We start from the raw sequence: 9,554 nt of genomic DNA, 5'->3' as shown, positions 1-9,554 counted from the left end.
ACTCTCCATAATAGGTGAGTCGATTAGCTCGACTTTGTTGCTGGCGTCAAATTAATGACGTTTATAATGAACGTTTAAGTTCAAGTTGTGCTTCCGGCACCGAAGTGCGTTCCGCTTAATTGTTGACGTTTTGCTGTTCAGTTTTCAAGGTTCATTTGTTTGTCGCCGTTTGTAACAGCAACTTTTATATCTTAGCAAATCCAGATTGTCATGTCAACAAAAAGTTTTGCTTTTTATTTATCTTGTCGCTTTCAAATCAGCAACTTTATAAATATATCAGCCTCACTTATATAAGTCAACACTATTTTTAAATGTTTTGTATCTCTTTATATTATCAGAAATTTCAATTATATCAAGTTACATTATGATGACAATTATGAAAATACCTCTTAACTACTTTCATAAACAAAAAGAAGGACAATACTTAATGAAAAGTATTGTCCCTCCCGTATTGATTAATGCCCTGCCACGAACACAAAGTATAGAACAAAAATAACAAACATGCCGTACATGATTGGATGAACCTTCTTAATATTCCCACTCAAAATCATTGTAATAGGATAAAATATAAACCCCATAGCAATCCCGGTAGCAATACTATAAGTAAGAGGCATTGCAATGATCGTCAAAAATGCCGGTACTGCAATTTCAAATCGATTCCATTCAATTTTATTCAAAGATGAAACCATTAATATACCAACGATAATTAACGCCGGAGCAGTTACCGCGGAAGTCATAACTGACAATACCGGAGAGAAAAACAGTGCTAGTAAGAATAGTACCGCTGTTACAATCGCTGCAAATCCAGTTCTTGCCCCTGCAGCTACACCTGCACTTGATTCAATATAAGCAGTCGTCGTTGAAGTACCGAAAATCGCTCCCGTAACAGTTGCCAGTGAATCTGCAAGCAACGCTTTACCCGCACGAGGAAGCTTATTGTCTTTCATTAAACCCGCTTGGTTGGCAACAGCTACAAGAGTTCCAGCAGTATCAAAGAAATCCACGAACAAGAATGTCAGTACTACGATTAAGAATTGAATTGTCATTAATGAACCTGGATCATTTAGTATCGGTTCAAATGCTGCCCCGAAAGTTGGAGATACGTCTGGAACCTTCCCTATAATAGTAGAAGGAACATCTACTAAACTGAAAATCATACCCGCTGCCGCCGTTAAAAGCATTCCATAAAAGATACCGCCCTTAACTCCTCTTACCATAAAGCATACAGTTAGTATTAGACCAAAGATTGCTAATAATGTATTCCCTGCTGATAAATCTCCTAATCCAACTAGTGTTGCATCGTTATTGACGATAATCCCTGCGTTGCGCAAGCCGATAAAGGTGATGAACAAACCAATACCTGCTGCAACAGCATATTTTAATTCAGCAGGTATGGCATTGATGATGGTTTCGCGAATCCCACTTAATGAAAGACCGATAAAAATCAGACCCGAAAAAAGTACACCCGTTAAAGCTGTTTGCCAAGGAATTCCGTACGTTAAGATTACAGTATAGGCAAAGAAAGCATTTAATCCCATTCCCGGTGCAAGAGCTAATGGGTACCTGGCTATCAGACCCATAAAGAGTGAACCCACTGCAGCTGCTAGAGCTGTTGCTACAAATACTGCTCCCGGATCCATACGCATAGAGTCGGGCAAATCTGGAACTGAGTTCAATGACAAGGTCAATGGATTAACAATTAAGATATAGGCCATCGATAAGAACGTAGTTAACCCACCGATAATCTCGCGTCGATAGTTCGTTCCGAGTTCTTCAAATTGAAAATACTTTTTCATGTTTATTCCTCCGTGTTGTCGCGTACACGTTTGTTTCTTCTATAATAGAAAGTTTCAGCGTGACCTCTTAATTCAACTCTCATTCTAGTATTAGATTACTTATTTATAAAAACAGATCATCACAGAATTGAATTTGGCTGACGTTTACTTCTTTCTATTATAAAAAACAAAAAGGCATGCAACAAAAAGTCGCATGCCTCCGATTTCCTCCATTAACCAAAGTTAATAAGAAGTAAGAAAGACGGATCGGTCCATCTCTCTAAATCGTAGTCGAGTCATTTACGGTAACTCGGTAGAAACTTTCGGGCCATATTCCCGACATTATACGACGACAGTATTTAATTTCAATAGTAATATAACATTATTTAAAAGTAGTTTCAAGTGTTTTTCCGAACATTAATTCAAAAACAGACATTATAGTTCGGAAATAAACATTCATTTCCAACTTAACGGTTTATTCCCACTCAATCGTTGCTGGTGGCTTGCTCGTAATGTCGTTCACTAGTCGGTTAATATGAGGTACTTCATTGACTAAACGCACACTTACTTTCACTATAGAAGGTGGCTATATAGTTTGTTTTATTAGTACCCCATACCCTTATTTGGGTAGGGACTATTGAAAATTACTTTTGATTGTCTCCCCCCCTCATTTATACGTTATATACGCTAATAGGAGTACACCCCGTATTGTGTTGGTATTTGATTGTGGTATAGCAGGTATATGAACAAATTTAAAGACCCCTACTATTTGTGAGGAGTCTTTATTTGAGTTATGCAATATTTTTATATCGATATTTATAGATTAGCTAAAAAAGCAAGTCCACTAATTGCTAATAAAATTACCGCCCCGAAGAGAATTGCTAGTTTGATAAGAGTACGTTTGGTATCAGTAAACAATCCATAAACAGTTTTAACACCAAATTTTACTAATCCTCTACTAGGTTCTATGTCCTCTACAGAATCAAAATTCGAAAAGATAACCCCAAAAATAATAATTATTGAAATAATTGCTAAAAACACTTCCATTTATCCTAAACCACCATTCTAGTCCTTTTATACTGTGATAGTATCTTTAAATTTTGATTTTGTAAATACTCCATATAAGTGCAAAGATAAATGTACTCTTCTTTCCTTCCTTCTTTTTGCTGATTCAGTTGGAAGTCTTCTATTACTTCAAGAATATTGGTCACAAAAAAACTCCCTTCCATTCGCAAAACACACGAATAGAAGGGAGTTTATTTTAATAATAAATAGTGGCACGTTGGTAAAAATCACTTTAGAGAAACCTCAAAAATCATTCCCACTCAATCGTCGCTGGTGGCTTACTCGTAATGTCGTACAGAACGCGGTTGATGTTCGGTACTTCATTGACGATGCGGACACTGATTTTCTCTAAAACGTCCCAAGGTACACGAGCCCAGTCAGAAGTCATTCCATCAATTGAAGTAACTGCACGGATCCCGATTGCGTAATCGTACGTACGTGCATCGCCCATTACACCAACACTACGGATGTCAGGTAACACAGTGAAGTATTGCCAAATGTCGCGTTCTAGTCCTGCTTTTGCTACTTCTTCGCGCAAAATTGCATCGGACTCACGAACGATTTCAAGTTTCTCTTCAGTAATTGCTCCTAGAACACGAATTCCTAGACCTGGACCCGGGAATGGTTGACGCCATACAATTTCATCCGGCATGCCAAGTTCTGTTCCAAGTGCGCGAACTTCGTCTTTAAATAGCGTGTTCAATGGCTCTATTAATTTGAATTGCATATCTTCTGGCAGTCCGCCAACGTTGTGATGGGACTTGATGGTTTGGGCAGTTGCAGTTCCGCTTTCGATAATATCTGTATAAAGCGTTCCTTGTGCCAGGAAGTCCATCCCTTCAAGTTTTGCAGCTTCATCGTCAAATACATAAATGAATTCATTGCCGATAATTTTACGTTTTGTTTCAGGATCTGAAACGCCAGCCAGTTTGTTCATGAAACGGTCACGTGCATCAATTTTGATGACATTCATATGGAAGCCATCAGCGAAAGTCTTCATTACACTCTCCGCTTCACCTTTACGAAGTAAACCATGGTCAACAAACATACACGTTAATTGATCGCCGATTGCTTTATGAATCAATACGGCTACGACTGATGAATCCACCCCGCCGCTTAATGCACACAATACTTTTTTATCTCCGACTTCTTGGCGGATTTTTTCAATTTCAAGCTCGATGAAGCTTTCCATTGACCAGTCACCTTTAGCTTTACACACGCCAAATACGAATTGACGAATTAATTCAATACCATAAACCGAGTGACGTACTTCAGGGTGGAATTGAACTGCATATAATCCGCGTGATTCGTCAGCGATTGCTGCCACTGAACATGATGGACTAGTCGCAATAATGTCAAAACCTTCTGGAGCAATCGTTACATGATCTCCGTGACTCATCCAGACAACTTGTTCTTTAGGTAAATCTTTAAATAAAAGACTTTCCTTTACAACCGTAATTTCAGCTTTTCCGTACTCACGATGTGAAGCCTTTTCAACTTTTCCGCCGTAGTGTTGGGACATTAACTGCATGCCGTAGCAAATACCTAAAATCGGGATATTCAAATCAAAGATTGCATGATCAATATGGAAGGCATTTTCATCGTAAACCGAATTTGGACCACCTGAGAAAATGATACCTGTAGCATTCATTGACTTAATATCTTCAGCCGTTACTGTATGTGGATGTAATTCACTGTAAACACCGAACTCACGGATACGGCGAGTAATTAATTGATTGTATTGACTTCCAAAATCAAGTACGACGATTTTTTCTTGTTCTTTCAACATTGGAGTTGCTGACAATATGGCCACCTCTTCACTTTGATTTTCGGACTCCCTAATATAGAAAAAACGCGTACGAAAGTAAACCTTTCTACGCGCTCTTTTGCACTACTCGAGAAATCAGAAGCGTCACTAATGCCCGAACCCCATCCAAAAAGAAATGAATCGGAAATAGTTCCAATTGAATTTCTCAAGATTAGGTGTGGACAGACGCTTGCTATAAGACAATTAAGTCTCTTCTCGATAAAAAGGCGAATGCAAATAAATGTCCATAAATAGACATGAATGCACTCGCCTTCATAGTCAAGTCATTTGCGGCGACTTGGTAGAAACATCCGAACCATATTATCGGACATATATGAGGGCAAACCGGTCTGTATAATTTTTCTCAATTCTACAGGTTGTCTGCCGTAAAATCAACCGCTGGTACGATTGATTAAATTTTCCCAACTTTCTCTCAGTTGAAGCCATTCATGAGACTCTATATTTTTCCCATAAAAACCTTTTTCATAAGCTGTGGTCAACACTTTCATATCTTTTGAGCCGAAGAATGAATCCACGTATTTTGCATACGTTTGAAGTGTTTGTCCTTCGTTCCGTTGAATTCCATATAGGTCGAGTTGTTTTAATAAACGATGGTAACTCGTCTCAAAGGAGTGCCAATTATCTTTACGCAAACGGTAGTATGGTATCAATATTTTTGGCATCCATTTTTTCCGGATACGGAACATGACGTAAGAGAATCCAATAGCGACAATACTCCAGAAAATGATGCGTCCTTTATTATCTGAAATCCACGATGTAAATTTCTGCAACATATCAGTAAATTGTTCCGAAAATGGTTTACTCTCTACTCGATCAGTCCCTTCAGGTTTATCAGGTTGCTCTGGGGCGACTGGTTCTTCAGGTGCTTCTGTCGAATCCAACTCTAGATCGTAATCAATATTTCCAGTTCCGCTAAAACCAATTGTCGGTTCGAATGGCATCCAGCCAATTCCCGGAAAATACGCTTCAACCCAGGAATGGGCGTTATTATTAGTAACTTGATACATTTTATCCCCATTTTCAGCTCGAATCTCTTTTCCTTCTGCGAATCCTTTAACCCAGCGGGCAGGAATATCTAAAGAACGGAGCATAACAACCATGGATGTTGAAAAGTTATCACAATACCCACGTTTGGTTTCAAATAGAAATTGATCTACATAGTCCTGATCTTTTTCAGGGGCAGAAACATTCTTTTGATCATAAATATATCCGTTTCGAGGAAAGTAGCGTTCAATTGCACGCGCTTTATCATACAGATTGGATTCATTTTCTGTAATGGTTTGGGCAAGTTCCCGAACTCGCTCAGGTAATTCTTCAGGCAACTGCAAATAACGAGAAAAGTCTTGAGAAAGTATAGACAAGTCTTCGAGAGACGTCGCTCGCAGTGCGGTTAAACTGTAAGACGGTTCACTGAAAGATATGTTGTAATTTTTCAGCTTGACTTCTTTGTTCTCCTGGAAGGTTTCGATTTTTTGTGTATTGTTTGAAATTGAGAATGTTGTTTCTACTGGTGCATCCGCTTGAACCGCACCATACGGATACATTAAGAATGGATATTCTAAACTAAAAGTATACTGGGCAAGGTCTTGATCTTCTACAGGACCAGTTGGGAATCCAGTATCCAGCGTGTCGCCGATCGTATAATTCCGAATTTCATTTGAAGAAACAGATTGCTCCCACCCTTTTGTGGTATAAGTATCCTTCGTCTCAATCTTCCAGTATTGCGGTGTTTTCACAATCACTTCAAAAACAACCGTGTTATCTGATCTGAAGGCTCCTCCAAGTTTGGAATCATCTTCTCCATACCCGATTTTACCGATTTTGCCGGCACTTCCTGGTCCTGTGCCTGCTCCTGCCCCTTCAGCAAAGGATTGGATAAAAGGAACGGGATCTTCCCAAATCGGACCTGCTTTTGGAAGTAAATAGCCGATGACAGCACTGAAGGCAACAAGCGCTACTAATGGGATAACTAGAGATGCAAACTTTTCTCGGGTCATGGTTATGTGATTTTGTTGCATTATTTTTGTTACTTTTAATAAACCAGAAAGTAATAATCCCAAAATCATGACACGAAGAATGGATCCATCCGCTTCATACGGACTGAATGTATCTAATGTCGCAATAAAGACAACCGTCATGAAGAAGAACATGAAAATGTTAATTCGGACACTAATCCAATGATGAATTAAATATGCCGTCATCCATAGTAAAGAGAAAAACAAGGCTGTCCGGAAAGAATCCGTAATTAGTGACCAGTCACGACTGAATAGTGCACCTGCATTCGTCATTAGTTCTCCGAATAAGAAGGATAGGGCTTCTCTTGTGAAAAACACTTCGTCTGTATAAATAATTATGATAACCCACGTGATATACACTAATTTTCCTGCAGCAGAAAGCCACCATGGAACAGATAAGAAACTGAACAAAAAACAAAGTGCGATGAATGCTAAGAAAACAGATAAATAATTGGTTTCCGTTAACTCTAAAACTGGCAGTAACCATTCACGGAATAAGAAGAACACCAGGATATAAAACAAGACTTGAAGCCATTTATTTTGAAGACCTATTTTCATGTGCGACCTACCTCCGTAAAGGCATTTGCGAAATGATCCTGAGAAAGTACATGAATGATCATTCCTCTCGAACGGGCAAGTTGATGAACCGTCAAGGCTTGTTTTGATAATTTCACGCCTTTTTTGACGACAACAAAAACGGTACACTGGCGCAAGTTTTTAGCAGCTCTTGGTATTGTCTCTATTAACGCCGGTGTTAATTCGCCAGTAATGAGCAAAATGGAAGTTGCACTCGACATTGCCAGATCTTTCGGCAATAACTTTTCGATTGGTTGCGCCAAATCAGCTTCCACTTTGGCCAAATGAAACATCGTTCGTTGAAGTTGTTCCTCGCTTTGAACAGCGGGGAAATAAAAGCGTGTTGCGCCTAAAGACAAGAAAGCAGCACTTGCTTGATTTCGCACAACCGCTTGTAATACCGAAGCCGTCAACTCAATTTGTTCTTCAAAACTATCAGAAGGTTTCCGATCAACTAATAGGAATAGATCCTGAGACTGCCGATCTTCAAACTCTTTTGTACGTAAAGTTTGGGTACGGGCAAAAGATTTCCAGTGAATCCAGGAAACGCGATCTCCGGGTTGGTAATCACGAACTCCCGTTGCCATAGTTGTATCCTTCACGATGGTAAATGGTGAAGCAGCTGCCCCTTGGTCGTATCGAGTTTCAATAGGCATGTAAATCATTTCCGTTACGTTCGGGTAAACAATCACCGTTTGTTTTAATGGCAGTACATGCGTTTTTTTTACCCACCCAAAAAAATCACTTACGGAAATTTCTATACCATCTAACGCGTGTTCCCCGCGTGGCATATGATCGATTTCATAAGTCCATTCAATTGTTCGATGAAATCCTACCATTTTTACCGCCTTCAATTTTTTACTTGCATGCCTGATAAGGGGCGCACTTTGAGTAACTTCCTGAATGACAAGATAAAGCATCGGAAAACGGGATGGTCTTTTTAATTTCACTGTCGCAATCAGTTTTCCGCCTTTACGTATTTGAGCAGTTTGAATATAGCGCTCGACTTCTATTTTCGAAATAGGACTGAAGAAGAATGCAATGGAATACAAGGTAAAAGGGAGTAAGGAATAAAAAATAAACCAGCTGACGAACCCTCCTTGGAACATGGCAAAGGCAAAAGAAAAAATGACTAGAAAGAGGACAAAAAGGAGTCGCCCTCCAATTGCCCAAGTAAAGTTTATTTTCTTCATTGTTTCACTAACCTCTTGATTGGTACATTCGTTTTAGCCAAGATGCGTTCCACAATTTCTTCTGGAGTAATGCCATCGTAGCGGGCTTCAGATCGTAAAATCATACGGTGGCTGAAGACGAAAGGTGCCAAATATTGAATATCGTCAGGTGTTACAAAGTCTCTTCCTTTCAACATCGCAAATGCCTGTGAAGCTCTCATCAGTGCTAGCGATCCACGAGGGCTGACACCCAAATAAATATATGAATCTTTTCTTGTACGGTTGGCTAAATCCACAATATAGTTTTTGATCGTATCATCAACAACGATGTCTTTTACTTCTTTTTGCAAAAGGATTAAGTCTTCTAAAGAGATAGCTGCATTCAGGTCTTCTATTGGGGCTGACTTTTCTGCGCGTTTCAACACTTCAATTTCTTCCGCGTGTGAAGGATAGCCCATACGAAGTTTCAGCAGGAAACGATCTAGTTGTGCCTCAGGAAGCGGATATGTTCCCTCATATTCAATTGGGTTCTGTGTTGCCATAACGAAAAACGGCTTCGGAATCATCATGGTTTCTCCATCGATTGTTACCGATGCTTCTTCCATCCCTTCCAAAAGCGCTGACTGGGTTTTAGGGGAAGTCCGATTGATTTCATCTGCTAATACGATATTTCCCATAATCGGACCGGGTCTGAACTGGAATTCCATATCTTTCGGATTGTAGATCGAGACACCAATTACATCGGAAGGTAATAAATCCGGAGTAAATTGAATTCGTTTGAATTGAGCACCAACAGATTTTGCTAAGGCTCGTACCATCATGGTCTTCCCAACGCCCGGTACATCCTCCAGTAACACATGTCCTTGCGCAATTAATGCAACTACGCTTAATTCGGCAATTTCACGTTTTCCAATCATTACTCGTTCAATATTATCCACAATAGCATGTATTTTCTCTTGGTTTCTCATCTCTCTATTCCCCCATTTGTCCCACTAAATTATTGTATTTATTAGAAAATTGACACATTATAACATTAGTTTAACTAAATTTATCCTAATTCACAACTTATTGTCCTATAAGAAAAGCCCACATGGATGATTTCCATGTGAGCTTCAGAATGATG

General features: G+C 39.3%; 6 protein-coding genes, 1 pseudogene and 2 riboswitches. All 7 genes and pseudogenes read right to left on the bottom strand.

All coding sequences use genetic code 11. From position 1 onward, the window contains the following. Window positions 1–455: 455 nt before the first annotated feature. Window positions 456–1,796: an NCS2 family permease gene (locus ACQKEV_RS17330; RefSeq protein WP_427448054.1), complete on the bottom strand. Its 1,341-nt coding sequence runs from the start codon at window positions 1,794–1,796 to the stop codon at window positions 456–458. Between the two features lie 247 nt (window positions 1,797–2,043). After that, window positions 2,044–2,145, bottom strand: a riboswitch (purine riboswitch). Between the two features lie 105 nt (window positions 2,146–2,250). Beyond that, window positions 2,251–2,346: pseudogene (locus ACQKEV_RS17325) on the bottom strand (hypothetical protein); the annotation flags it as partial. Between the two features lie 245 nt (window positions 2,347–2,591). Next, a complete protein-coding gene (locus ACQKEV_RS17320) occupies window positions 2,592–2,822 on the bottom strand; it encodes a hypothetical protein (RefSeq protein ID WP_427448056.1) in 231 nt (76 codons plus the stop codon). Between the two features lie 268 nt (window positions 2,823–3,090). Next, the gene (gene guaA / locus ACQKEV_RS17315; RefSeq protein ID WP_427448113.1) at window positions 3,091–4,629 is read right to left on the bottom strand and encodes a glutamine-hydrolyzing GMP synthase; all 1,539 of its coding nucleotides are present in this window, start codon (window positions 4,627–4,629) and stop codon (window positions 3,091–3,093) included. Window positions 4,630–4,903: 274 nt separating this feature from the next. Then, window positions 4,904–5,005, bottom strand: a riboswitch (purine riboswitch). Between the two features lie 34 nt (window positions 5,006–5,039). Then, a complete protein-coding gene (locus ACQKEV_RS17310) occupies window positions 5,040–7,241 on the bottom strand; it encodes a transglutaminase-like domain-containing protein (RefSeq protein ID WP_427448058.1) in 2,202 nt (733 codons plus the stop codon). Continuing rightward, the gene (locus ACQKEV_RS17305) at window positions 7,238–8,452 is read right to left on the bottom strand and encodes a DUF58 domain-containing protein (protein ID WP_427448060.1); all 1,215 of its coding nucleotides are present in this window, start codon (window positions 8,450–8,452) and stop codon (window positions 7,238–7,240) included. The genes ACQKEV_RS17310 and ACQKEV_RS17305 overlap by 4 nt, the downstream gene beginning before the upstream one ends. Continuing rightward, window positions 8,449–9,399 (bottom strand): AAA family ATPase, encoded by a 951-nt coding sequence (locus tag ACQKEV_RS17300; RefSeq protein ID WP_427448062.1) that lies wholly within the window; start codon window positions 9,397–9,399, stop codon window positions 8,449–8,451. The genes ACQKEV_RS17305 and ACQKEV_RS17300 overlap by 4 nt, the downstream gene beginning before the upstream one ends. Window positions 9,400–9,554: the final 155 nt, after the last annotated feature.

Source organism: Paenisporosarcina sp. NPDC076907 (assembly GCF_050269735.1).
GTDB lineage: Bacteria > Bacillota > Bacilli > Bacillales_A > Planococcaceae > Paenisporosarcina.
This window is presented reverse-complemented; position numbering and strand designations above follow the sequence as displayed.

Coding starts and splice junctions, on each gene's coding strand:
- ACQKEV_RS17330 (WP_427448054.1), bottom strand. CDS start 1,796: ATGAAAAAGTATTTTCAATTTGAAGAACTCGGAACGAACTATCGACGC.
- ACQKEV_RS17320 (WP_427448056.1), bottom strand. CDS start 2,822: ATGGAAGTGTTTTTAGCAATTATTTCAATAATTATTATTTTTGGGGTT.
- guaA (WP_427448113.1), bottom strand. CDS start 4,629: ATGTTGAAAGAACAAGAAAAAATCGTCGTACTTGATTTTGGAAGTCAA.
- ACQKEV_RS17310 (WP_427448058.1), bottom strand. CDS start 7,241: ATGAAAATAGGTCTTCAAAATAAATGGCTTCAAGTCTTGTTTTATATC.
- ACQKEV_RS17305 (WP_427448060.1), bottom strand. CDS start 8,452: ATGAAGAAAATAAACTTTACTTGGGCAATTGGAGGGCGACTCCTTTTT.
- ACQKEV_RS17300 (WP_427448062.1), bottom strand. CDS start 9,399: ATGAGAAACCAAGAGAAAATACATGCTATTGTGGATAATATTGAACGA.